Raw genomic sequence first — 24,678 nt, forward strand, 5'->3', positions numbered from 1 at the left:
GTAATAACTATCTCTACTATAGCCCATCGCTTTACATGCTGACTATATGCTACCAAGACTCTTAGCTAGTTCTAGTAACCCTATTTTTGGCTTTATTATTTTTTGATTTAAGTTCATTTTTCATCTCCATTTAATAATTAATTTATTTTACTAAATGTAAGATTTAATCTCAACTATTACATATTATACTACCCTTCTCATAACGCTTTGCTATAACCTGAAATAATAGATTAGCTTGTTCCTGTTTTAACGGCAGATACCCAAATTCGTCTATTATAAGTAATTTATATGGTAGTATGACTCTTTTGAATATAGAAGTCTAGGTTTCCCTGATTTAGCCCAGCATTAAGTACAAGCATCAAATCTGCAGCTGTAGTAAATTTAGTCTTGATTCTGCATTGTGTTGCTGCATAACCAAGGGCAATAGCTATATGGGTTTTTCCTACTCCAGAAGGACCAAGAAGAATAATATTTTCTTGTCTTTCTATAAAAGATAGAGACCTTAGACTTTCTAAAACCTTGCGTTTTATTCCTGTAGCAAAATTATAATCAAAATCATCCAGCGTTTTGATAGCAGGAAAGCCTGCCATTCTGGTAAGTATTGACTTACTCCTGTTCTGCCGTGCCAACATCTCTGTTTTTAATATTGACTCAAGAAAATCCATATAACTTGAGTCTTCTTTACTAGAAGATTGTGCAATATCAAGATAATTTTCAGATATCTGAATAAGGTTTAAAAAGCGGCACAGCTCTTCAATACGTTGGTGTTGTAGGTTCATAATGCCTCCAGTATACTTTGATATATTGAGAGGGAATGTTGTAAGGAAACTGTAGAAAATGGGACTGTTGCGAGATGAGTTTATACAAACAAAATGACTACAAAAATACTTTTTCAACAGTTCGCTGATATTAATATACACATAACACTTTATCTTCTATTAAAGGTAAATGTGATATTCTACCATGACATCTTTTCTTGAGTTCAATCTTTTTAAATTCAGGTCTAATCCGTTCTACTATCTCTCTAAATCTTTAAATTTACACCAGCTAGTTGTACCAAATTTTTTGGGTATTTACTCAACTTTAGATAATTTAAGCTTTTGTTCACATTATCTATTTTCCTTTAACTTAATTCAATCCAATCTCTTTCGCAGGAGGTCTATTATTTCACGAACCTTTTTCCTAATTTTATAGGATGACTATGACTTTCTCAAACTAAAGTTTCTCCACATGAAGGTAGAGGCTAGAGCCATCCGATGGATAGTCCACTTTTCGCTTTTCGCATATTCCGTTACGGCAATTCAAATTATGACAAAGATTCTCAAGTATCTGCTCATATGCAAGGAGTTGTGACATAGTCCAATTAAACCGACTCAAAATATTATAGGCATTATTGATGTTAGTATTAATATAAGCTGTATTAAACCTATCATTAGAGAGTAACTTTCTTAATCTTGTTTCCTGTGTCTTTTTATATTCATCGTGGTTTGCTGTACCAAATTCTGCTGTATTATGCATCTCTCTGCTACGTATTTGTATTTCTATATTACGTTTATAGATATTAATTATGACATGTAAGGAACGGTATCCATTATCCTTAGGATTAGTAATATAGTCTTTAAACTTCTTTACATCAACAGAATAAATATTGTAAATAATATCTAATACTTTATAACAGTCTTCTTTTTTATTAACTATAATCCTAAAAGCAATTAGGTCATTCAATTCTTTCACAGCGATAGCTTTTTTTAATATCTTCTTTAAAACAGAACAAGGGGATTTTAATCTGTAATGTATTTCAGTAGCTATATTAGCTTTATATAGTTTAGTGCTAATAGCAGCTATGATATTATGTAAATCATTAGTATTTATACCTTGCATAATTAACATTTATAATAAATTATAATACGTTTGTTATAAGATAATCAGCTTTTGATCCCTGTAATTAACTATTAACTCCACATTAGTACACTAAACTCCATAAAGAGATATAACTCTTGGAACTTTACTTTTAAATTTATGGAGGGAAAAAGCTGATTATTTTACAGTAACTTAAGTGCAATTTAACTCCCTGACCTTACTAATCTGGCAGAATGTATTAAAACTTAAATTAGAATTATTACAACTCTTAAAAAAACAGTAAGTATTATACATAAGTAAAAAACACATAGATATTAATGTAAAAATTTATCTATTAAAGACCTCTGAAAATAAGTGAATTAAGTAGTCAATAATAAGAAAGTAGATATTAATGAAGAGATTATAATCATTAAGAATTATTAGAATGGATATATTTACAGTTGCTGGAAGAGACAGATTAAGTAAAGATAACGTACTTAAGTTAGAACAAATAATTAACTGGAATCAAGTAAGTAATTATTTAAAGAACAGTAAACTGAGATCTGACTTAGAGCCTGTCTTGAAAGACTAATTATCTAATTACATAGTACTTCAACATGTTACTTTAGTACTATTTTATGTATAAAAAATTTACAAGTTTTAGCAAAATTACTGTTTTTTTATATAGATTTTAAACTGCTTGTTATGAATTAGTGTATTATTGTTGTTATCAATCCACTTTCAAGACAGACTCTTAGGCAGGATTGGTTATAGCGAGTGATTGTTATTTAAATGTATCCTATTAGGACAATTATATAATTTAACGTGAATAGCGAATTAAAATAAGTCAAGAATTAAGGGAAGAGTCGATAGACGGTTTGTTAGGTAGTAACTGGTAATTGATAAGAGAAGCGATCATGTGAGAGAAGGCATTTTTGACTGATCCATATATGACGATGTCTTTTAACCTTATAGAATAATAATAGTTTAAATAAATTAGATTTTATGGAAGATAAAGGCTATGTGTCCGCAAGAAATATATGCAAAACATTTACGTGTAATTAACAATATTAGATTTACATCAAGAGAAATAGATGTAATAGCATGCATTATGCATGGGAAGAACATAAAAGGAGTAGCTAATTTTTTATCAAATGAGGATAAACAGGTTGAGACAAGAACTATTGAAAGTCATATTTCTAACATCAAACGGAAAATAGGAACAAATGTCCGAGAGGGCATTATAAACTTTATGGAAAAGTCCGATAAATATAAACTAATACAAAGTTACTATTTAAGTTTATTAATTCAACAAGAATTTAAAAAAAACTTAAAGGAAATTTTAATATTAACAAAGCCTTATAATATATCTTTTTTTATTGTTTTGCAGATGCTAGGAAACAATGATTTAAACTGGGTAATTTATAAGATACGTAGGGATTTACAACTTGTAGGCATAACAGTTTTTATAGAACTGCGAGAATATTCTGATAATGTTCCTATAGTTCTCATGCATAAGGGGACACATGGCGAAGATAAAAAGCAATGTACTATCTATGTTTTATCTGTAAATAAAACTAATATACCTAAACGACAATCTATTGTTATGTCTAATGATCAGGATATATCTAAAGTATTTTTCCTTACAACACAGGAAGAACAAGGTTTAGAATTTTTACCTAAACGAACTAATTTTGAATATATTAATCTTTCTCTATCCAAACAATATAATTTTATTTTTTTAGAAATTATCACAAAAGTTTTTTCTAATACAAATGTAGAGAATATTATTGTTGAGTTCAGGGAAAGATATAATAATATTATGTCAAATCAGACTAGTTCAGTTGCCACTCAAGCCTATTTGACAGACAAAAATATTCAAGCTAAAGTTAGGAATATTTATTTACCAATAGTTGGTGTATTGGTTTTGATTATTTGTAGTACTTATCTTTTAATATTTGACCCAGCTGTTAGAACAACGGTTAAAAGTCAAGAAGCAGAAATGCCCTACCTTAAACCACAAGAATCAATAATATTTCCTAAGAATTTGACTACTTGGAATATACCTAGACAAGATAATGTTTTTGTTGGTAGAGAAAAATTATTGAATAATTTACACAATAAATTACGTCAGAATCACACACCAGAAGAAATAAGTAATTTGGCAATTAGTGCATGTGCTGGACTTGGAGGAATTGGAAAAACACAATTAACTTTGCAATATGTCACGCACACAAAACATCCGTATACATTTAAAGTTTGGTTTCCTGCAGAGAACATTGATGATTTGTATAATAAATATATTGAATTCAGTAAGCTATTAGGATATACAGAAAACATCTATACAAAAGAAAACATTATCGCTTATGTTAAACAATGGCTAGTTGATAATCCAGGATGGCTTTTAGTTTATGATAACGTAAATAACTATCGTGAAATTGCACCATTTTTACCAGAAACTGGGGGACATGTAATTTTAACAACTCGTCAACGTCATTGGCCAACAAAATTTTCAATATTGCCCATTGACGTCATGACAGAAGAAGAATCTATTAAAACAATAAAGACTTTAATACAGCGGAATGTGGCATTAGAAGAAGAAAATGCTATAAGGGAATTAGTAGAAATTTTAGGATATTTACCCTTAGCACTAGTACAAGCTAGTGCTTATATTAAGCAAAAACATATTACTATTCCAGAATATTTAGGCCTTTACAAGAAGTATGAATCAGAATTATTATCAGATAATTCTTTTTTAGAAGAGACAAATAATTATAGCTACCCAGTGGCAGTAACCTGGAACATTACCTTAGATGAAATTGTTAGAGATACTAGAATTAACAATGAACCACCAATAGCTATTGAACTTTTAATAGTATGTGCTTACTTAGCACCAGACAAAATCTCTCGAAAACTATTGCTTACATGGCTGCAAACTGCTCATCCTGATTTATCATCGCCAGAATTAACATTAAATAAACATATTGCTCTATTATGGCAATATTCCATGATCAATTATGATGACGATAATAATATTTCCGTCCATCGTCTAGTACAAACAGTTTTACGTCATCAGTTCAATCAGATACTAAATAAAAACAATAATATGTATCCTACCTTAAATTTAAGGTGGTTTGAATCCCTATTACAATTTTTTATAGATAATGAGCAAGAATTTAAACTAACTAATTCTTTTCAACAAATTATTGAAACTAGTCAGCACTTTAAAACTCAATTTCAGGATAAATATAATGAAAATCTTGTGACAATGGATTTGATGGTGGCTACAATCTACTATTATCAAGAAAAGTATAAAGATTTTCTAAAGATACTTGATCAGGTTAATGCATATTTGCAGAAAATTGACGGCTTAGAAATGTTAAAATGTGAAATGCTAGCCTTATATTCAGCATATTTTTATAAAATCGGTAATTATCATGAGGCTGAAGAAAAACTAAATAAAGCATTTGATGAGTACAATAATATAAAAATAAATAATTCAGAAAAAGACAATGATATGAAAATATTGAAGGCAAGATTAGTGTATCATAAAGCCAAGCTTGTCTTAGAGAAAAGTCAAAAAACAGATAAAACTAATATAAATACACTAGAAATAGAGAATGCTATTAAATCAATTCAAGAAGCAATGATTTTATTTAAGGCAGCTAATAGAACTAGAGGTTTTTTATTATCAATTAGATTGTATGGACAACTACTTATTTTAACTAACCAAGTGGATAAAGTAATAATAGAGTTTAATAAATACAATAACTTAATTGAGCAAATATCTGATGACATGATAAAAATGCTTTTTTATATAACTTATTCAGATGTTTATTTTAGCAAAGGCGATTTCAACAAAGCTTTGGAATATTGTGGTAAAGCTAAACAACAAGCAGAGAAATTACATCTTAACAATAAATTAAATTATCTTAACAATCAAGAGAAAACTATTAAAGCATCACTGCAATAAAATTGAATAGCATTCTATAGTTAAGTAAATTCAATTAGGTATAATAAAGAGTATTAAAGATATTTATTGCATAATAACAATTTACCGTTATTGTGGAGTAAGAGGAGAGAATGGGACTGTGTTATTATATGTAATAGTTGAGATTAAATCTTACATTTAGTAAAATAAATTAATTATTAAATGGAGATGAAAAATGAACTTAAATCAAAAAATAATAAAGCCAAAAATAGGGTTACTAGAACTAGCTAAGAGTCTTGGTAGCATATAGTCAGCATGTAAAGCGATGGGCTATAGTAGAGATAGTTATTACAGATTTAAAGAACTGTATGAAACTGGTGGCGAAGAGGCATTGTATGAAATTAGTCGAAGAAAGCCAATAATAGCGAATAGAGTTGATCCAGCGATAGAGAAAGCAGTAATGGATATGGCAATAGAATATCCAGCATATGGACAGCTAAGAGTATAAAATGAGCTTAAGAAGAGCGGTATACTTGTATCGCCTGGAGGAGTGAGATCAATTTGGTTACGTAATGATTTAAACAATATCAGTAAAAGGCTTAAAGCATTAGAAGCAAAGATGGCTCAGGATGGTATTGTTCTTACTGAATCTCAATTACAAGTGCTAGAGAAGCGTCGTAATGAAAAAGAAGCTCATGGAGAAATTGAGACGCAGCATCCAGGTTATTTAGGATGTCAGGATACGTATTATATGTAGGTAATTTCAAAGGTATAGGTAAGGTTTATTCTCAGGTATTTGATAGCTATACTAGGGTAGCTGATGCTAAACTATATACTGGGACTGTTGCGAGATGAGAGGATAGCAGGTATAATTAAAAAAAACAAAAAATATGTTCATATGTCTGAGTATCAAATGATAATGGTAAGTTTAGATGAGTTAATAAGTGTGGATCATCAATATCGTAAATTCAAAAGTTTATTCAATTTTAAAGCAGTTGAAGCTGAGTTATTAGCAGTAGAATGCGAAGCTAACTATAAAGGCTATGGTATAGTGAGGCTGTTTAAATGTTTGCTGCTGCAATTTATGGAAGACTTATCGGATCGGGAATTGGAACGTTATTTAGCTGATAGCACAGCGGCAAAATGGTTTTGTGATTTTGCTCTTACAGAGAAGACGCCTGATTATAGTGTATTTAGTAAAATACGTAAAAAAATAGGCACTAATTTACTATCAAAAATATTTGTAAAATTCCGAGATCAACTACGAGCACAAGGCTATATGGGTGAAGTATTTACCTTTGTAGATGCTTCTCATTTAATCTCAAAAGCTAATCTTTGGGAGGAACGTGATAAACTAAGAACACAAAAATATGATAAATTGAATAATGAGACTCTGCCTAAGGTTGTAAAGGATAAACAAGCTAAAATTGGCTGTAAGGGAGCAAATAAATTTTGGTATGGTTATAAAAAACATGTGAGTGTCGATATTCAATCAGGAATGATCAATAAGGTTGCAGTTACCCCTGCAAATGTTACTGATAGCAAAGGTTTTAAGCATGTTATGCCAAGCTCCGGTGCTACATATGTTGATAAAGGTTATTGTACAATCTCTGCCAAGAATGCAGCAGCTAAAAAGGGGTTCCATCTTTGCTCAATAAAGAAAAATAATATGAAAGATAAGAATTTTGACCTTGATAAATATTATACGAAAATCAGAGCACCTTTTGAGAGGGTATTTTCAAAAGATAATAAACGGGTTAGATATATAGGAATTGCCAAAAATCAATTCTCTGAATTTATGAATGCCATATGTTTTAATTTAAAACGATTAGTGGTTTTAACAACTTTAATAGCTTAGAGAAATTTGTTAATAAAAATCCTAACTCTGTAAACAAATCTCTATTAAATTACTATACTATTGAATAAATTTTATCTCAATATTAAACAGAATTTCTTTTTAAAAATATTTGGACAGAGCTAAATATTTATTTATCTGTTTTCCTCTCATTTTACTATTAAAAATTATCTCGCAACAGTCCCTTTATGGGTAATAGTTATTCTATCATCTAAATCTAATTCCTTATCATCAGGTAGAGCTATAACTACATCTTTTAATAATTGACTATTTTTTCTTTTCTCACTCCTTTCCACTTCATTCATTAAGATACTTGGATTTTTGAATTTCTGATCTACGTGGCTAGGTAATAATACTGCATGGTAAACATTATCGCCTTTTTTGCTAAAATTATAAGTGATGTTAGTTCTCTCATCTTTAATAATCAGCCTGGCATTATAAGCAGCTTTCAAACAAGCATTACCCCCAGAACTTCTACTTACTATTTCTATCCTTGCAAACTGTATCGCCATGATTCATTAATTCTAACAATATTCAATCCTGCATTACATTAGCATGAATGCTTTTCATCATCCATTGAATCAGCAATAAATCAGCAAACAATAAACGATAGTTTATATATTGCGTATTGCGTATTGCGTATTGCGTATTGCGACACGATGGCACTAAAATAAAGTCTGCAAGTATATTGCGGCTAGGTTGCATTTAGACCTAATTACCATTATTGCGGTGCAAGGTTGGTAACGATCTTGTGCTAAGCGCAATAAGAAGCCTAACTAAATTACTAATCTGGATGGGAAATAGGGGCAAGGTAAAGTTAAATTTGGTTAAACGAAAGTGAATCTTTGTTTGGAAAATATCGTAAATATAAAAGCAGATACTCCAGATAATATCTGTTATAGGGATGAAGCTGAAAAGCTTAACTGTAAGAAGGAAGACGCGACCTTCTTTAAAAAATGCCAGTTCCCCGGTATACAGAAGGTAACCAACTTAACGCATTTTTAATTAGTGAAACGTGGTAAGCCTATTATTTGGCAACTTGTAGTAGGTAAGAGAGGTCTTAAAAAGCTAATGACACTAAGCTGAAAGGCTACAGGAATAAATAACTGGGTGTATAGGCACTATGTGCTAATCAGAAATGATGCTGACTTAAGACTGGTGATTTACCCTAAGTAAGTAAACAAGATTATGAATTATATTGGAAAAGTTAGATGCAAAACGCAAATGTAACAATTAAGACCGATAATAATAACTTTGAGAAAATTTATTGGCATGCAATAAATTGGCAAGAAGTTAATAAAAAGGTTAATAATCTTCGTAGACGTATCTATAGGGCATCTGCAAATGGTAACATGAAATTAGTACGTAGTTTACAGAAATTGATGTTGAAATCAAGATCAAATAAATTACTTGCTATAAGACGTATTACCCAAATCAATCGAGGGCGAAGAAGCCCTGGTATTGATAAAATAGTTGTTAATACAGATAAAGAAAGAAATTTGTTAATGGAGAAGTTAGCAAATAATAATCTATCATCTGTTAAACCGATCAAGCGTGTGTATATTCCCAAACGAAAAGGTAAACTTAGACCTTTAGGTTTACCTATTATTTTGGATAGATGTATGCAAGCTGTTGTTAAATCAGCACTTGAACCATTTTGGGAAGCTAAGTTTGAAGGGAGTAGTTACGGCTTTAGACCTGGACGCAGCACCCACGATGCAATACAGAGAATTTCTGCTCTTGTCTGCCCTGGCACAACCAGGGGATGGATACTGGACGCTGATATTAAAGGAGCATTTGATAATATTGATCATAATTATCTTTTGAAAATTATAGGAAATTTTCCAGCACGAAATTGGATTAAAGCATGGCTTAAATCTGGTGTGATGGAAGAATATCAATTCACCAAAACAACAGTTGGAATTCCTCAAGGGGGAGTAATCAGTCCCTTACTTTTAAACACAGTTCTTCATGGAATGGAAGACATACTTAACATAACTTATGATAAATATGATCATCCATCCAAAATCTGAATATGCTTTAGTAAAATATGCTGATGATTTTATAGTTTGTGCAAAATCTGAAAGCTCTTGTATTAAAGCAAAGAAGATAATTAACGATTGGTTAAATATTAGAGGATTAACATTATCAGAAGAAAAGACCAAGATACTCCACATTAAGGAAGGGTTTGACTTTCTGGGATTTAATATTCGTCAATATAATACCAAAAGTACAAGAAGAGGTGTAACACTACTAGTTAAACCATCCAAAGATACTATAAAATCATTTAAAAAGCGAATGATGATAGAATGGAAAAGAAGTTTCTCATGGGAAATTGATAAAGTAATTGACAATCTTAATCCTAGAATAATGGGATGGTGCAGTTATTTTAACAAAGTTATCTCTAAGAGAACTTTTACTCAACTAGATCGGTGGATGTGGATGCGACAAGCAAGATTTGTTTGTCGAAGACATCCTAATAAATACTGGTGGTGGATTAAGGAGAAGTATTGGGGCAGAATCAAAGCACGAAATGATAATTGGGTTTTTATGGATAAAAGTAAAGATCTATATCTATGGAAATTACAATGGACAGCAATCAAAAGGCATATTCTAGTTAAAGGCAAAACATCTCCTGATAATCCAGAACTTAAGGAATACTGGCAAAAACGTCAAGCTAGTAAACCAAAGTACTTCTTTAAAACCAGACAGATTTTTTGGCGTAGACAAGAAGGTAAATGTCTTGTTTGTTTAGATTTAATAGATAATGGTGAAAATGTGCAAGTCCATCATAAAAGACCTACAAAATGTGGCGGCACTGACCATATTAACAATTTGTGCTTATTGCATACAAACTGTCATAGGCAAGTACATAGCAAGCGAGGTCAACTAATTGCAGCTGTTAGTAAANTCGCTTGTACGGTTCTTTGGGAGGAAAGCACCAATATGGTGCCTACCTACCCGCTTTGCGACACGATGGCACTAAAATAAAGTCTGCAAGTATATTGCGGCTAGGTTGCATTTAGACCTAATTACTATTATTGCGGTGCAAGGTTGGTAACGATCTTGTGCTAAGCGCAATAAGAAGCCTAACTAAATTACTAATCTGGATGGGAAATAGGGGCAAGGTAAAGTTAAAATTGGTTAAACGAAAGTGAATCTTTGTATGGAAAATATCGTAAATATAAAAGCAGAAACTCCGGATAATATCTGTTATAGGGATAAAAGCTGAAAAGCTTAGCTGTAAGAAGGAAGACGCGACCTTCTTTAAAAATGCCAGTTCCCCGGTATACAGAAGGTAACCAACTTAACGCATCTTTGATTAGTGAAACGTGGTAAGCCTATTACTTGGCAACTGGTAGTAGGTAAGAGAGGTCTTAAAAAGCGAATGACACTAAGTCGAAAGACTACAGGAATAAATAACTGGGTGTATAGGCACTATGTGCTAATCAGCAATGATGCTGACTTAAGACTGGTGATTTACCCTAGGTAAGTAAACAAGATTATGAATTATTTTGGAAAAGTTAGATGCAAAACGCAAATGTAACAATTAAGACCAATAATAATAACTTCTTGCCAATTTATTGGCATGCAATAAATTGGCAAGAAGTTAATAAAAAGGTTAATAATCTTAGTAGACGTATCTATAGGGCATCTGCAAATGGTAACATAAAATTAGTACGTAGTTTACAGAAATTGATGTTAAAGTCAAGATCAAATAAATTACTTGCTATAAGACGTGTTACCCAAATCAATCGAGGAAGAAGAAGCCCTGGTTATTGATAAAATAGTTGTTAATACAGATAAAGAAAGGAATTTGTTAATGGAGAAGTTAGCAAATAATAATCTATAATCTGTTAAACCGATCAAGCGTGTGTATATTCCCAAAAGAAAAGGCAAACTTAGACCTTTAGGTTTACCCATTATTTTGGATAGATGTATGCAAGCTGTTGTTAAATCAGCACTTGAACCATTTTGGGAAGCTAAGTTTGAAGGTAATAACTATGATACATGGCTATAGTATTCCGGACGTTAATAATAAACGATATTAACAGGAAGGATAAAAATGACAGATATAAAGCCAAGGATATATCCAGCTGAATTTAAGGAATCAGCGGTTAAATTAGCTATTGAGCCTAAGCAACCTTTTACTCAAACAGCTAGGGAACTAGGAATTACAAAATCTAGTCTATATAATTGGGTTCATAAATATTCAAAACCCAAGGAAGTAATGAGAGATGATGAACATCTGTATGATGAATTAAAGAGATTAAAAAAAGAACTAGATAAGGTTATACAGGAACGTGATCTATTAAAAAAGGCTGCCGCGTACTTTGCAAAAGAATTCCGATAAGGTACGCGTGGATCAAGGAGCATGAGAGTAATTTTTCTATTGCTGCTATGTGTAAATTTATGCAAGTATCACGTAGTGGTTATTATGAATGGTTAAATAATACTGGATGTAATAGGGATCGAGAAGATAATGAATTAACCAACAGAATTAAAATTATTTTTAAAGAAGGTAGAGGTAATTATGGAACTAGACCTATTAAAAAGGCACTATCTAGGCAAAGTATAGTTATTAGTAGGAGGCATATTGCAAGATTAATGGATGAAGCTAGTTTGGTCTGTAAAACTAAGCGTAAATTTAAAGCTACTAATGACTCTAATCATAACAAGCAAATTGTTCCTAATTTATTGAATAGAAAATTTACGGTTCTTGATGCTAATTGTTATTGGGTTGGAGATATAACCTATGTGCCCACTAGTGAAGGTTGGCTATATTTAGCCACTGTTATTGATCTATTTTCTAGAAAAATTATAGGATGGTCTATGAGTAATAATATGCAAGCTGATTTGGTTAATAATGCTTTATTAATGGCAATATGGCAACGCAAGCCACCGAAAGGGCTTATTTGGCATACTGATAGAGGTAGCCAATATTGTTCTGAGAGTCATTTAAAAATTATAAAACAACATGATATCAAACAGAGTATGAGTCGTAAAGGTAATTGTTGGGATAACGCTGTTGCTGAAAGTTTCTTTCATACTATAAAAACAGAATTAGTGTATCAACATAAATTTAAAACTAGGGAGGAAGCAAAACATACCATATTTGAATATATAGAGGTATTTTACAACCGTATAAGAATGCATTCTTCTAATGACTATCTATCACCAGTACAATATGAAGAAATACAAAAATGTGCATGAACAACTGTCCGGAAAAGTGTTGACACATCATTACGAGTTTTAGAGGTAAGCTGTGTATAAAAAACTTTTTTGTTATTTCAGAATTTTTATAAATGATTTTTCAAACAGCAGAGTAAATTTTACAAGAAATATGTTTACTCTAAAGAACTAATAAAAGCTTCATCAAGACCGGTTACACTAGAGATTAAAGCAATATTGCAACCTTGGGATAATAGTTTTTTTGCTATTTCTGTTTTTACTCTGATATTTTCTTCAGCTTTTCCTCTAGCTTCACCAATTTGGATACCTTTAGCTTCACCAACTTGTAAGCCTTCAAGAATACCTAGTTCTTTTCCTTCTTGTTGCCAATGCTCTGCTAAACTTCTCATAAGCCTTGTCCCTATTTCTGGATTCAACTTTGTTGATAATAAATTCTCTAGTTTTATTTTATCAGTTTGCTCTATCTTTGTCAAAGTATAATATAATATCATTTCTAAATAATCATAACCTATCGTTATTTTGGTTAATTCCGGTAATATATCTGATATTTCTTGCCATCTTTTTAATAATTCCCTCTCATGTATATGCTTGAGAAAAAATTCTAATATCCCTGACCATATCCTTTGTTTAAACTCTTCATCAGGAATTTCATGGACATTCACTAATTGGTAATCATTAATCCATAATTCTCTTGCTAATTTGTTATTAGCAAATAAATCCCACAAATTTCTTGCAACATTATATTTCTCCTGACCATTATAAAATATCATCGGGTATATTAATGGTAAAGTCTTAGCTTTAGGATTTTGCATTAAATATCGCTCACAAATATTAATCATATATTTAAATAACCTAAAAGCCATAAAATGATCTGCTTTTGATTGATGCTCGACAAGTAAAAATAAATATCCATCTTGTTTATCAAATTTGCATGAAAATAAAACATCAGAAATAGAATCTTTTAAAGAGCTTTCTACAAAAGTGGTATTTTCCATTGCTAAACTAGGAAAATCTATTAAACTTTTAATATTTGGGGGCAAATGTGCATTAAAGAATTCATGGGCAACTAGAGGATTCTCTAGTGCCTTACGAAATATCTTATCATGCTTAGCTTTCTTTGTGCCTTTATCTGGATCACCCAGCAGGTTTCCTTGTTCACTCATATATTTATATTTTTTAACTTGATAAAATATTATTACACTACACTCTAAACTCTTATTCCTTGATTTAGCTTGATCTCAGAACAGTTCTTTATCTCAGTTTTTATTACTTTACCTATTTCTGAAGCTTGATTTATATACTGCATTACTTGTTTATCTCTTCCTATGGCATTTAAGTAATCTTCAGGGACGAGATGGCTTTTGCCTTGAAAATCATGTACTACTATATCACAAAATTTTTTATCACCAAGATTATAATTAGGATCAAATTTATTCTGCATAATTTGTAAATCTTTCTGTATCTTCTGCTCTATTGCTGCTATGCAAATCTTGTTACTATAAGCAGTACAATAATCTATACCTTTTTCTCTGTAGATTTGTAAAGCAGTATCGATATTTTCTGCTGTGCCAAACTTTGCTAGAGCTTTTATTTGCTGTTGCTGCAAATTATTTAGTCCGTTATTATAAAGATAAACAAGTTATGCAATATGTAAGTCCAAGCTCAGAAATAGGTAAAGAAATAAGAAGTGCGGTAAAGCAAGTATCTGAGCACAAGCTTAGTCAAGGAATAAGAGTTTAGAGTGTAGTGTAATAATATTTTATCAAGTTAAAAAATGTAAATATATGAGTGAACAAGGAAACCTGCTGGGTGATCCAGATAAAGGCACGAAGAAAGCTAAGCATGATAAGATATTTCGTAAGGCACTCGAGAATCCTCTAGTCGCCCATGAGTTCTTTAATGCACATTTGCCCCCAAATATTAAAAGTTTAATAGATTTTCCTAGTTTAGCAATGGAAAATACCACATTTGTAGAAAGCTCTTTAAAAGATTCTATCTCTGATGTTTTATTCTCATGCAAATTTGATAAACAAGACGGATACTTATTTTTGCTTGTAGAACATCAATCAAAAGCAGATCATTTTATGGCTTTTAGGCTTTTTAAATATATGATTAATATTTGTGAGCGATATTTAATACAAAATCCTAAAGTTAAGACTTTACCATTAATATACCCGATGATATTTTATAATGGTCAGGAGAAATATAATGTTGCAAGGAATTTGTGGGATTTATTTACCAATAACAAATTAGCAAAAGAATTATGGATTAATGATTACCAGTTAGTGAATGTCCATGAGATTCCTGATGAGGAGTTTAAACAAAGGATATGGTCAGGGATATTAGAATTTTTTCTCAAACATATACATGAGAGGGAATTATTAAAGAGATGGCAAGAAATATCAGATATATTGCCGGAATTAACCAAAATAACGATAGGTTATGATTATCTAGAAATGATACTATATTATACTTTGACAAAGATAGAGCAAGATGATAGAGTAGAGCTAGAGAATTTATTATCAACAAAGTTGAATCCAGAAATAGGAACAAGGCTTATGAGAAGTTTAGCAGAGCATTGGCAACAAGAAGGAAAAGAATTAGGTATTTTTGAAGGTTTACAAGTTGGTGAAGCTAGAGGAAAAGCTGAAGAAAGAGTTGAGATAGCAAAAAAAATGTTAGCTCAAGGTTGTAATGTTTCTTTAATTTCTAGTGTAACCGGTCTTGATGAAGCTTTTATTCGTTCTTTAGAGTAAACATATTTCTTGTAAAATTTACTCTATAAAAATTCTGAAATAACAAAAAAGTTTTTTTATACACGTCTTACCTCTAAAACTCATAATACTAAATTAGTGATTTAAAGGGGTATTATAATAGGATTTTTCTTTATAAGGTATTCCCCCCCCTATCAAACAATTGAAATCTTTTAAAAATGATGTGGCTATAGTATTCCGGACAGTTAGTATGAGACAATATTAACAGAAAAGAAATACAGTATGACAAAAATAAAAATGTATTCTAGTGAATTTAAAGAATCAGCAGTTAAATTGGCAACTGAATCGAAGCGACCTGTTATTCAGACTGCAAAAGAATTAGGTATCAGTAAGAATACTTTATATAGTTCGATAGATAAATATTCTAAACAATTTAAAGAATCAATAACAAGAACAGATGAACATCTGTATGATGAATTAAAAAGATTAAAGAAAGAGCTGGTGATAGTAACACAGGAGCGTGATATACTAAAAAAGGCTGCAGCGTACTTTGCAAAAGAGTCCCTGTAAGGTATGCATGGATAAAGAAGCATCAAGATGATTTCTCAATTGCAATTATGTGCAAATGTATGAAGGTATCACGTAGCGGTTATTATGAGTGGTTAAATAATCCTGGATGTAATAGGGATAAAGAGAATAGAGAATTAACCTGTAAGGTTAGAGCTATTTTTCAGGAAGGTAGACGAAATTATGGATCTAGACCCATTAAAAAGGCTTTATTGAGGCAAGGCATAATTGTTAGTCGTAGGAGAATTATAAGACTAATGAATGAAGCTGGCTTAGTATGTAAAACTAAGTATAAATTTAAAGCAACTACTGATTCTAAGCATAATAAGCAAGTTGTTCCTAATTTATTGGATAGACAGTTTAAAGTTTCTAATGCTAATTGTTATTGGGTTGGTGATATCACCTATATCCCAACTGGAGAAGGATGGTTATATTTAGCAACAGTTATTGATTTATTTTCTAGAAAAGTAATAGGCTGGTCAATGAATAGTAATATGAAAGCTGATTTAGTTATAATGCTTTGCTAATGGCAATATGGCAACGTAAACCACCTAAAAAGCTTATTTGGCATACTGATAAAGGTAGCCAATATTGTTCTGATAGTCATTTAAAACTTATAAAACAACATGGTATTATACAGAGTATGAGTCGTAAAGGAAATTGTTGGGATAATGCTGTTGCTGAAAGCTTTTTTCATACTATAAAAACAGAATTAATTTATCAACATAAATTTAAAACTAGGGAGGAAGCAAAACATGCTATATTTGAATATATAGAGGTATTTTATAATCGTATAAGAATGCATTCTGCTAACGATTATCTATCACCAGTAACAATACGAAAGAATACAAAAATGTGCGTAAAAAACTGTCCGGAATACTGTTGACAGATCATAAACTTGCTGGCAATGTGCCAATTACTAAATTGCAAATGAATTTACAAAAATAATCAAAATAAAAACCTAAAAAAATATAAAACGCTCTAAAAATAGTCTTAAAACGCTAATTTGAACAGATTTTTATATAAGATAAAGAAATAAACTGTCATATACAAAAATATTACTAAAATTTAGCAAGAGAATTGATAAAAGATTCATCAAGACCAGTTACCTTAGATATAGTCTCAAGCGCAAAACCTGAAGATAACATATTTTTTGCAATTTCAGCTTTACCTTTAGATTCTCCTATTCGAACCCCCTCAGCTTTACCTTTTTCAATACCTTGTTGTATACCTTGAACTATTCCATGCTGAACACCTTGATCTATATATTTTTGAGCTATTGTTCTCATAATATCGTCTTTTTCTTCTGTTGATAAATGTTTAACTATTATTTGTTCTAATTCTGATTGTTTATCTTCAGATACTTTAGAGTCAGTATACCATAAAAATGACCTTAAGTAAACATATCCTGATTCTTTATCCATTATTAGACTTGGTTTAAATCTACTTAAAAACTCATCCCATAGTTTTAGCATATCCCTTTGGTGTATATGCTTCAAAAAATACTCCATCATGCCAAGATGTTTCTTCTTCACTATCTCATCATCAGACTGATTTTGTAAATCTACCAATCGATAATCCTCTATCATGAGTTTTTGTGCTTGCTTAGGTACTTCAAATAATTCCCATAAGTTTTTCGGAGCATTATATATTTCAGAGCCATTATAAATTAATAATGGACAAATTAATGGCAATTTATCCTTATTATTTGCATGACGCTCACAGAGCAGTAGCATATACTTCCACAATCTTAATGCTATCCAATAATCACAACTAGACTGAGCCTCTATTAACACATATACAAAAGCTTGTTTTCTATCTTGTCCTGTATCTTTAGTTTTTACCGAATAAATTATATCACTATATTTTCTTTTTAGATCATCTTCGACAAATGATTCTTTTTCTACTGTTATTTCTGTTAAATCTATTAAATCCTTAAAATCTGAAGGCAAATAATGTTCTAAAAATTCCTGGGCTGCTATCTTCTCAGTCAGAATTTTCTTTACTAAAGTATCATGTTTTAATTTTTTTGCCATATAACTTATTTATTATTTGATTCGTATAGTAGCACTACTTATGGTACTCTTAAACTCTTATTCCTTGGTTTAGCTTGATCTCAAAGCAGTTTTTTATCTCAGTTTTTATTACTTTACCTATTTCTGAGCTTGGACTTATATACTGCATTACTTGTTTATCTCTGCCTATGGCATTTAAGTAATCTTCAGGGACAAGATGACTTTTGCCTTGAAAATCATATACTACTATATCATAAAATCTTTTATCGCCAAGATTATATTTAGGATCAAATTTATTCTTCATAATTTGTAAATCTTTCTGTATCTTCTTCTCTATTGCTGCTATGCAAATCTTGTGACTGTAGAGCATACAAGAATCTATGCCTTTTTCTCTGTAGAGTTGTATGGCAGTATTGATATTCTCTGCTGTGCCAAACTTGGCTAAAGCTTTTAGTTGTTGTTGTAAATTATTTAGTTCACTATTATCGTGATTTTTCAATTGTGAAAATAATAATTCTATAGGCTGAAATTGTGATGTTCTATTATCATTTACTCTTAATGATGATTTAAGTTCTGTTATTTGACTATCTGATATTAATTTTGCTATTTCAGGCTCTATAAGCTTTCTTACTGATTCTGTTCCTTGTGATTTTAACATATCATTAAAATCACCTTTTTCTGATGGTCGTATTATTGAAACTACAGCTCCTTTGCTAATTAATTCTTTCTGTGCTTTAATTACAGTATTAACTGATACTGCGTCTTTGCCGTCATTATCAGCAGCAATTATTATTCTCTCACCTTTGATAGGCTCATAGTTTCTATATTATTTACCCCTAAACTACACAGAATGCTACCCTTAATCCCAGCTTCTGCAATACTTAAAGAGGTTTCCATACCTTCTGCTATAATTGTTACATTATTTGTTGAATTATTACCATCTTTACTGATTGCTATGTTCTTCTGTTCATGATTTTTATTAATCTCAACAAAAGAACCTTTAATTTTTCCAAAAGAACGTTTATTAACCTCAATTTCAGCTTTATTATTTGTTGCTTTGTTTAAATAAATTGCTTGTCCTCCTGCAGTACGAGATCAAAATTTTTTATCGCTTCTTCATATTTACCTAATTTATATAATGACTTACCAATATTAAAATATTCTTCAGCTAAAATATTTGGATCTTGAATAGTGCTCTGTTGAGCTATTTGTTGTTGTGTATTAATAGGCTTAGTTGAACTTTGTGCTAAAACAACATGAAAAGATATTAGTGGTAAGGTAAATATTAATGCTAATTTCTTAATATTGTTCATAAACTTACCCTTAATTCTTTTTATTTTTGTAATTTAGTAATTTTATGTTTCTTTTTTGTATAGCCTTATCACTAATGCCAAGATTATCTGCTATTTCTTGAGCTGTCCTGACAATCGTTGATTCAGGAGTGTTATCAAATTCATCTTGAATCTTTATCCTCTTATTTTCCACTTTAGCAGATAATTGTTCAAGAGTCTTGACTTTTTCTACTTCATTATTATCTGCACTTTGCAGTAGTATTTGTTCTATATTTTTATCAGCAATATCATTGTTTCTGTCATTAATATTACTAGCTTGATCATTTAATTGTTTGGTACTGTGATCAAAATCTGAACGTAAATTTTCTTTAGTTGGAATATGATAGCTACCTTTAGAGCTTAAATTCTTGGGTATAGTATTATTAATTTTAGCTATATCTAAAGCTATTTTCTCAGTCTCTGCTTGATGGGTCTTAGCCCAGGTAGCAGCTTGCTCCTTACTACTTACTCCAGGAATATTTTTGGCAATTATTGTGTTTAATACTGGTTCATTTAAATTACGATCAATAGAAGCAGAGTTTTGTGATATATAATTAATATTATAGCTTAATTGCTCCATATTTTGTTTGGTTCTTGATATTTCTTGTCCTACAGATTGTTGCTCAGAGAAGTTACTATTAAGATTATTGCTCAGTGATTGCAGATCACTATTTGTGTACAATAATACGCCGTGCGGTACTACTATAGCAGCACGTCCACTCCGCGGCTTAGTGGTTTTAATCATATGCAAAATAAAGGCATAATCTCCCTTACTTTTAGGAGGGATACCACGCTCAAAACGATTATACTCATCATTAGCTGCGTTTTCATGCCCCCATTTTTCTAAACTAAAAGGCGGGTTGGCAACAACTATATCAAACTCCATAATCTTATCGTTTTCAAGTAACGCCGGATGATTTAGTGTATCACCCCAATAAATATGTGCTCCGCCTTCCGCGTGCAAAAACATATTAATCTGTGCTAATGCCCATGTTGTATTAGTCATTTCTTGACCGTAAAGTGCATAATTATCATCCTCTACTTCTTTAGCCGCTCTAATTAATAGTGAACCCGGAGCCACAAGCCGGATCACAAATTGTATTGCCGGACTCCGGAGCAGCAAGCTTGGCAAGTAAAGTTGATACGGCAGCAGGAGTATAAAATTCTCCGGCTTTTGTGCCTGCATCTGAAACAAAGCGTTATATTAGATAAATATAACATTCGCCTAATATCTGCACTAACTCTATCGGGATTTAAATCTAATTCCGGTTTGTTAAAATCTTCTAACAGCATTTTTAAACGACGATTTCGTTCTTTGATCTTACATAAATTATATTCTGAGTTAAAATCGACACGCAATACTTCACCTAATTTAGCAGAGTTGTCCGAAAACATCATAAAAATTTGCACCTTGCGGTATTACAAATTGTTCTCGTTTTAATTGTTGTTCGGCTCTTAAAGGTTCGTCTTTATATTTTTCTTCATATTTTTTTGCATGCACTTTCCAAACATCTGAAAGGGACTGTTGCGAGATAATTTTTAATAGTAAAATGAGAGGAAAACAGATAAATAAATATTTAGCTCTGTCCAAATATTTTTAAAAAGAAATTCTGTTTAATATTGAGATAAAATTTATTCAATAGTATAGTAATTTAATAGAGATTTGTTTACAGAGTTAGGATTTTTATTAACAAATTTCTCTAAGCTATTAAAGTTGTTAAAACCACTAATCGTTTTAAATTAAAACATATGGCATTCATAAATTCAGAGAATTGATTTTTGGCAATTCCTATATATCTAACCCGTTTATTATCTTTTGAAAATACCCTCTCAAAAGGTGCTCTGATTTTCGTATAATATTTATCAAGGTCAAAATTCTTATCTTTCATATTATTTTTCTTTATTGAGCAAAGATGGAACCCCTTTTTAGCTGCTGCATTCTTGGCAGAGATTGTACAATAACCTTTATCAACATATGTAGCACCGGAGCTTGGCATAACATGCTTAAAACCTTTGCTATCAGTAACATTTGCAGGGGTAACTGCAACCTTATTGATCATTCCTGATTGAATATCGACACTCACATGTTTTTTATAACCATACCAAAATTTATTTGCTCCCTTACAGCCAATTTTAGCTTGTTTATCCTTTACAACCTTAGGCAGAGTCTCATTATTCAATTTATCATATTTTTGTGTTCTTAGTTTATCACGTTCCTCCCAAAGATTAGCTTTTGAGATTAAATGAGAAGCATCTACAAAGGTAAATACTTCACCCATATAGCCTTGTGCTCGTAGTTGATCTCGGAATTTTACAAATATTTTTGATAGTAAATTAGTGCCTATTTTTTTACGTATTTTACTAAATACACTATAATCAGGCGTCTTCTCTGTAAGAGCAAAATCACAAAACCATTTTGCCGCTGTGCTATCAGCTAAATAACGTTCCAATTCCCGATCCGATAAGTCTTCCATAAATTGCAGCAGCAAACATTTAAACAGCCTCACTATACCATAGCCTTTATAGTTAGCTTCGCATTCTACTGCTAATAACTCAGCTTCAACTGCTTTAAAATTGAATAAACTTTTGAATTTACGATATTGATGATCCACACTTATTAACTCATCTAAACTTACCATTATCATTTGATACTCAGACATATGAACATATTTTTTGTTTTTTTTAATTATACCTGCTATCCTCTCATCTCGCAACAGTCCCATTATGCAGAAGAATAACCGCGGGCTTATAGCCGGAATACTTAAGTTTTATGCTTTATTCGGTTAACTTACAAATTATGCAGCGTCCTAATATATCGGTTCTTGGTATGCCGACTCTATTATCTGTATTAGATCTCGAAAATTGGTTAATACCTTTAGTAATAATCAATTGTCTTATTATATGTTCAGTTATAATTTTATTAAAAGGTAAGCTCGGTTTATTTCTGCGTGCTTTTGGTTTTAATAAAGATTTATTGATTAATTTAGGAAAACCTGCCGAGCTTTACCGTACTATCGGTTTTAGCATAAGTAATTGTTTGGCTGCTTTAACCGGTACTTTATCTGCACAAGTAAATGGTTTTGCCGATATTAATATGGGTTTCGGGGTGGCACTAGTCGGTATTGGTGCAATTGTTATAGGGCGTCATATTTTAATCCATGCTAATAATTTTAATGCGTTTAAAGAGATATTTTCTTGTTTGATAGGTATATTATTTTACTTTATTGCTCTGGGCTTTTTACTCCGACTTGGCATCGATCCCATAAATCTTAAGCTTATTTTAGGGATAGTATTGTTTATTTCGTTGAGTTCTGTAAAAAGAGAGGCTTTATGAAACCTTATTTATATGCAGAAAATATACAGTTCAAAGTTAAAGAAAGAACCGAACCTATAATTGCTGAAACTACTTTAAATATTGCTAAAGAAGAGTTTGTTGTAATATTGGGTCATAACGGTAGCGGTAAGTCTACTTTAGCTAAAATACTTGCCGGCTATTTAAAACCTACTAGCGGGAAAGTGTGTCTAGATCAAGTCAGAATCGATAAAATACCTAAAGGACAAAAAGCTTTTACATTAGTTACATTAACACAAAAAGCTGAAGAGAGGCTATTTACCGAGCTAACCCTTGAAGAAAATATCATTTTGTGGGAAAGTAGATTCTCTAGTAATGAACGGTTAGCAAGTAGCGAGTTGTTAGAGCTTACAGGTGCGCCTAAACGCTTTTTGCCTTTACTTTCACAGCCATTAGGTAAATTTTCCGGTGGAGAAAAGCAGATTATACTGTTGGCACTTATCATAGCTCATCCACCTAAAATATTATTTCTAGACGAACATACGGCAAATTTAGATCCAAAAGCTTCTTTGGAAGTGATGAAAAAAACAGCAGAGATTATAGAGAAACATAAGATCACTTCCGTTATGATCACGCATAATTTAGAAGATGCCGTAAATTACGGCAAAAGGCTTATAGTCTTAGATAGTGGTAAGGTAGTACTAGACTACCTAAAACCACCGGGTTTTTCTTTAAAAGAACTTAAAGAGATTTTAACTTGTAGAAGTCAAGATTTGATCTTACAGACACTATAAATTTTGCACCTGATTGTCAGTTAAATTTTGACTGTCAGAGACGTATTCAAGATACAAGATTTCATTATTCTTTTCAACAGCTAATTTTTTACTATCCTTAAAAGTTTGCATAGGAGTTTTTCCATAACAATATTTTCCTGAATGTGGTCGCTCATTATTGAAATGCTCTAACCAAATATCAAAATCTAATTGTAAATCATCAAGATCTGTATAAATCTTTTTCCGCATAGCTGTATCAAAGAATTCTTGTTTCATGGTTTTATTAAAACGCTCACACATACCATTTGTTTGAGGAGAATATGCTTTAGTAGTAGTATGCTCTATACCTTCAATACTTAGAAATAATTCAAAAGCATGATGCTCTATATTTCCCTTATATTCTGCCCCACAATCTGTAAGAATACGAAGTATTGGTATCCCTTGAGTCTCGTACCATGGTAACACGCGGTCATTAAGCATATCAGCAGCAGTTAAAGCTGTTTTATCAGTATATAGTTTAGCATCAGCTACCCTAGTATAGCTATCAATAAATACCTGAGAATAAACCTTACCTATACCTTTGAAATTACCTACATAATACGTATCCTGACATCCTAAATAACCTGGATGCTGCGTCTCAATTTCTCCATGAGCTTCTTTTTCATTACGACGCTTCTCTAGCACTTGTAATTGAGATTCAGTAAGAACAATACCATCCTGAGCCATCTTTGCTTCTAATGCTTTAAGCCTTTTACTGATATTGTTTAAATCATTACGTAACCAAATTGATCTCACTCCTCCAGGCGATACAAGTATACCGCTCTTCTTAAGCTCATTTTATACTCTTAGCTGTCCATATGCTGGATATTCTATTGCCATATCCATTACTGCTTTCTCTATCGCTGGATCAACTCTATTCGCTATTATTGGCTTTCTTCGACTAATTTCATACAATGCCTCTTCGCCACCAGTTTCATACAGTTCTTTAAATCTGTAATAACTATCTCTACTATAGCCCATCGCTTTACATGCTGACGATATGCTATCAAGACTCTTAGCTAGTTCTAGTAACCCTATTTTTGGCTTTATTATTTTTTGATTTAAGTTCATTTTTCATCTCCATTTAATAATTAATTTATTTTACTAAATGTAAGATTTAATCTCAACT

Annotated in this window: 18 protein-coding genes and 9 pseudogenes; 12 read left to right on the forward strand and 15 right to left on the reverse strand. The window is 31.4% G+C overall.

Features of this window, described 5'->3' with window-relative positions; translation table 11 throughout:
• Nucleotides 1-169: 169 nt before the first annotated feature.
• From C4Q30_RS10375 to C4Q30_RS10765, 4 genes and pseudogenes are all read right to left on the reverse strand, one after another.
• Complete coding sequence (locus C4Q30_RS10375) at nt 170-313, reverse strand: ATP-binding protein (protein WP_342447529.1); 144 nt, start codon at nt 311-313, stop codon at nt 170-172.
• Nucleotides 285-779: an ATP-binding protein gene (locus tag C4Q30_RS01035; protein WP_245207397.1), complete on the reverse strand. Its 495-nt coding sequence runs from the start codon at nt 777-779 to the stop codon at nt 285-287. Before C4Q30_RS01035 ends, C4Q30_RS10375 begins: the two co-directional genes overlap by 29 nt.
• 436 nt (nt 780-1,215) lie before the next feature.
• Nucleotides 1,216-1,881, reverse strand: coding sequence for a bifunctional (p)ppGpp synthetase/guanosine-3',5'-bis(diphosphate) 3'-pyrophosphohydrolase (locus tag C4Q30_RS01040; protein ID WP_245207398.1), 666 nt, complete (start codon nt 1,879-1,881; stop codon nt 1,216-1,218).
• 805 nt (nt 1,882-2,686) lie between these two features.
• Nucleotides 2,687-2,782, reverse strand: a pseudogene (locus C4Q30_RS10765) (IS982 family transposase); the annotation flags it as partial.
• A 78-nt stretch (nt 2,783-2,860) separates the two neighbouring features.
• Between C4Q30_RS10765 and C4Q30_RS01045 the strand changes: the two are divergent.
• The 3 genes and pseudogenes from C4Q30_RS01045 to C4Q30_RS01055 all read left to right on the forward strand — a co-directional run bounded on the left by C4Q30_RS01045 (nt 2,861) and on the right by C4Q30_RS01055 (nt 7,628).
• Nucleotides 2,861-5,812 carry a DUF7779 domain-containing protein gene (locus C4Q30_RS01045; protein ID WP_103896954.1) on the forward strand — a complete coding sequence of 984 codons (2,952 nt, stop codon included), beginning with the start codon at nt 2,861-2,863 and terminating at the stop codon, nt 5,810-5,812.
• A gap of 193 nt (nt 5,813-6,005) precedes the next feature.
• Nucleotides 6,006-6,619: pseudogene (locus C4Q30_RS01050) on the forward strand (helix-turn-helix domain-containing protein); the annotation flags it as partial.
• A 70-nt stretch (nt 6,620-6,689) separates the two neighbouring features.
• Nucleotides 6,690-7,628 carry a transposase gene (locus C4Q30_RS01055; protein ID WP_280641661.1) on the forward strand — a complete coding sequence of 313 codons (939 nt, stop codon included), beginning with the start codon at nt 6,690-6,692 and terminating at the stop codon, nt 7,626-7,628.
• Nucleotides 7,629-7,810: 182 nt separating this feature from the next.
• Here C4Q30_RS01055 and C4Q30_RS01060 read toward each other — a convergent pair.
• A pseudogene (locus tag C4Q30_RS01060) lies at nt 7,811-8,137 on the reverse strand (MobA/MobL family protein); the annotation flags it as partial.
• Between the two features lie 699 nt (nt 8,138-8,836).
• Here C4Q30_RS01060 and C4Q30_RS08955 point away from each other — a divergent pair.
• From C4Q30_RS08955 to C4Q30_RS01080, 5 genes are all read left to right on the forward strand, one after another.
• Nucleotides 8,837-9,658, forward strand: a complete 822-nt coding sequence (locus C4Q30_RS08955) for a reverse transcriptase N-terminal domain-containing protein (protein ID WP_209445184.1) — start codon at nt 8,837-8,839, stop codon at nt 9,656-9,658.
• The gene (locus tag C4Q30_RS10150) at nt 9,636-10,616 is read left to right on the forward strand and encodes a group II intron reverse transcriptase (RefSeq protein ID WP_209445185.1); all 981 of its coding nucleotides are present in this window, start codon (nt 9,636-9,638) and stop codon (nt 10,614-10,616) included. The genes C4Q30_RS08955 and C4Q30_RS10150 overlap by 23 nt, the downstream gene beginning before the upstream one ends.
• Nucleotides 10,617-11,153: 537 nt before the next feature.
• The gene (locus tag C4Q30_RS01070; RefSeq protein ID WP_103896832.1) at nt 11,154-11,408 is read left to right on the forward strand and encodes a reverse transcriptase N-terminal domain-containing protein; all 255 of its coding nucleotides are present in this window, start codon (nt 11,154-11,156) and stop codon (nt 11,406-11,408) included.
• Nucleotides 11,409-11,691: 283 nt separating this feature from the next.
• Nucleotides 11,692-11,979: a transposase gene (locus C4Q30_RS01075; RefSeq protein WP_103896956.1), complete on the forward strand. Its 288-nt coding sequence runs from the start codon at nt 11,692-11,694 to the stop codon at nt 11,977-11,979.
• Between the two features lie 11 nt (nt 11,980-11,990).
• Nucleotides 11,991-12,839 (forward strand): IS3 family transposase, encoded by an 849-nt coding sequence (locus C4Q30_RS01080; protein WP_245207448.1) that lies wholly within the window; start codon nt 11,991-11,993, stop codon nt 12,837-12,839.
• Nucleotides 12,840-12,973: 134 nt separating this feature from the next.
• Here the strand turns inward: C4Q30_RS01080 and C4Q30_RS01085 are convergent, their stop codons facing one another.
• Both C4Q30_RS01085 and C4Q30_RS01090 read right to left on the reverse strand, forming a co-directional pair.
• Complete coding sequence (locus tag C4Q30_RS01085) at nt 12,974-13,981, reverse strand: Rpn family recombination-promoting nuclease/putative transposase (protein WP_103896958.1); 1,008 nt, start codon at nt 13,979-13,981, stop codon at nt 12,974-12,976.
• 44 nt (nt 13,982-14,025) lie between these two features.
• A pseudogene (locus C4Q30_RS01090) lies at nt 14,026-14,442 on the reverse strand (AAA family ATPase); the annotation flags it as partial.
• A 160-nt stretch (nt 14,443-14,602) separates the two neighbouring features.
• Between C4Q30_RS01090 and C4Q30_RS01095 the strand changes: the two are divergent.
• Complete coding sequence (locus C4Q30_RS01095; protein WP_103896960.1) at nt 14,603-15,574, forward strand: Rpn family recombination-promoting nuclease/putative transposase; 972 nt, start codon at nt 14,603-14,605, stop codon at nt 15,572-15,574.
• A 240-nt stretch (nt 15,575-15,814) separates the two neighbouring features.
• A pseudogene (locus C4Q30_RS01100) lies at nt 15,815-16,985 on the forward strand (IS3 family transposase).
• A gap of 175 nt (nt 16,986-17,160) precedes the next feature.
• Here the strand turns inward: C4Q30_RS01100 and C4Q30_RS01105 are convergent.
• The 7 genes and pseudogenes from C4Q30_RS01105 to C4Q30_RS01125 all read right to left on the reverse strand — a co-directional run bounded on the left by C4Q30_RS01105 (nt 17,161) and on the right by C4Q30_RS01125 (nt 22,162).
• Nucleotides 17,161-18,135: an Rpn family recombination-promoting nuclease/putative transposase gene (locus C4Q30_RS01105; protein WP_103896961.1), complete on the reverse strand. Its 975-nt coding sequence runs from the start codon at nt 18,133-18,135 to the stop codon at nt 17,161-17,163.
• 49 nt (nt 18,136-18,184) lie between these two features.
• A pseudogene (locus C4Q30_RS08445) lies at nt 18,185-19,197 on the reverse strand (toprim domain-containing protein); the annotation flags it as partial.
• Entirely contained in the window at nt 19,176-19,427 is a 252-nt protein-coding gene (locus tag C4Q30_RS01115; protein ID WP_103896963.1) for a tetratricopeptide repeat protein, read from the reverse strand. The gene C4Q30_RS01115 and the pseudogene C4Q30_RS08445, both read right to left, overlap by 22 nt.
• A 10-nt stretch (nt 19,428-19,437) precedes the next feature.
• Nucleotides 19,438-20,526 carry an HsdM family class I SAM-dependent methyltransferase gene (locus tag C4Q30_RS01120; protein ID WP_209445186.1) on the reverse strand — a complete coding sequence of 363 codons (1,089 nt, stop codon included), beginning with the start codon at nt 20,524-20,526 and terminating at the stop codon, nt 19,438-19,440.
• A pseudogene (locus tag C4Q30_RS10630) lies at nt 20,501-20,581 on the reverse strand (hypothetical protein); the annotation flags it as partial. The gene C4Q30_RS01120 and the pseudogene C4Q30_RS10630, both read right to left, overlap by 26 nt.
• A 236-nt stretch (nt 20,582-20,817) precedes the next feature.
• On the reverse strand, nt 20,818-21,036 hold the full coding sequence (locus C4Q30_RS08710) for a hypothetical protein (RefSeq protein WP_198913018.1): 219 nt from the start codon (nt 21,034-21,036) through the stop codon (nt 20,818-20,820).
• A 109-nt stretch (nt 21,037-21,145) separates the two neighbouring features.
• A complete protein-coding gene (locus C4Q30_RS01125; protein ID WP_245207395.1) occupies nt 21,146-22,162 on the reverse strand; it encodes a transposase in 1,017 nt (338 codons plus the stop codon).
• A gap of 4 nt (nt 22,163-22,166) precedes the next feature.
• Between C4Q30_RS01125 and C4Q30_RS01130 the strand changes: the two are divergent.
• Both C4Q30_RS01130 and C4Q30_RS01135 read left to right on the forward strand, forming a co-directional pair.
• Nucleotides 22,167-22,779 (forward strand): annotated as a pseudogene (locus C4Q30_RS01130) (ABC transporter permease subunit); the annotation flags it as partial.
• Nucleotides 22,776-23,531: an ATP-binding cassette domain-containing protein gene (locus C4Q30_RS01135; RefSeq protein WP_103896965.1), complete on the forward strand. Its 756-nt coding sequence runs from the start codon at nt 22,776-22,778 to the stop codon at nt 23,529-23,531. The pseudogene C4Q30_RS01130 and the gene C4Q30_RS01135, both read left to right, overlap by 4 nt.
• On the opposite strand, the pseudogene C4Q30_RS01140 reads toward C4Q30_RS01135, so the two are convergent.
• A pseudogene (locus C4Q30_RS01140) lies at nt 23,526-24,620 on the reverse strand (IS481 family transposase). The gene C4Q30_RS01135 and the pseudogene C4Q30_RS01140 sit on opposite strands and share 6 nt — an antisense overlap.
• Between the last annotated feature and the right edge of the window lie 58 nt (nt 24,621-24,678).

Source organism: Rickettsia fournieri (assembly GCF_900243065.1).
Classification (GTDB): Bacteria; Pseudomonadota; Alphaproteobacteria; order Rickettsiales; family Rickettsiaceae; genus Rickettsia; species Rickettsia rickettsii.